Annotated in this window: 1 protein-coding gene; it reads right to left on the reverse strand. The window is 65.4% G+C overall.

Annotated elements, in window-relative coordinates; translation table 11 throughout:
- The coding region (locus tag NOF53_RS27425) for an IS481 family transposase (protein ID WP_255974813.1) at positions 1–1082 on the reverse strand (1082 nt) is incomplete at its 3' end.
- Positions 1083–1160: the final 78 nt, after the last annotated feature.

Here is a 1160-nt window from a genome sequence, read left to right on the forward strand (position 1 = left end):
CGGGCGATGGCGTCACCGACCAGGACGGTGACGTCGTCGCCTCGCCAGTGCAGTACCGCTTTCTGATCTCCCCACCGTCTGCCGAGGGAGATCGAGTGGCCGTCGAACTGGACGATGCCGGTGTGCGAGACCGACCGGGTGACGTGCCCGTACCGGATCTTGGGTTCGGGAGTGGCCGCGGCAGTGGGTTTGTCGTCGTATCGTTGCTGCGGCGTCCGGCCCGCCAGGCTCTGATGTCGGCGGTTGTTATAGATCACCCGGTACTGGTCGAGCAGGGCCTGCAGTTCGTCGAGCGTGTCCGGTGCGGGCTGTTTGCGTAACCATTTCTGCAGGGTTTGGTGTACCCGTTCGTTCTTCCCGCAGGTTTGGGGGTGATACACCGACGAGGTGATCGTCTGCACGCCGAGGCCGGCGAGGGTGCGTTCGAGCGCGGAGGTTCCACCGCGATGCTTGGCGGAGAAGGCCAGCCCGTTGTCGAAGAGCACCCGCACCGGTAACCCGTAGCCGGCGAAGGCCTGCTCGAGGGAACGCCACGCGTCGGCACCGTTCTCGCTGGTGGCCGCGCAGGTGCCCACGTCCAGTCGGGAATGGTCGTCGAGTATTTGCAGCACGCACACCTTCTGGCCGGTGGACAGGTAGTGCTCCATGCCATCGATCTGCCACAACCCGCCCGGGTCGGCGTACTCGAACCGTCGTCGGGTCTTGGGTCGTTTGTGCGGTTGCGCGACGATCTGGCCGTGGTCGAGAAGGATCCGGTACACCGTTGCCCGGGACGGGAACGGCTCGAACCCGAGGCTCTCGAGCCGCCAGGAGATGCTCTGGGGTCCGTTGTCCAGGCCCGCCTCGTCGAGTTCCTTCCGTGCTCGGAGTACCGCCTCGCACAGCGCCGCCGAGGTTCGGGTCGGGCTGGTGTGCGGGGTAGTGGAGCGGCGGGTGAACCCGTCGGAGCCCTCGGCGGCGAACCTGGCCACATATTTGTAGAACGTCGTCCGCGAGATTCGGTGGGCACGGCAGAACGCGGCGACGTTGACCTCTTCGCCCCGTGCCACCCGGACGATCGCGGACACAAACTCTGGATCCATCGAAAACCCTGTTCCGCTCATCCCCGAGGATCCCAGGGATGAGCCGCTCAGTGTTCACGATGTCCTGAGACATCAAGT

This window comes from Rhodococcus tibetensis (genome assembly GCF_024438035.1).
Lineage (GTDB): Bacteria > Actinomycetota > Actinomycetes > Mycobacteriales > Mycobacteriaceae > Rhodococcus_F > Rhodococcus_F tibetensis.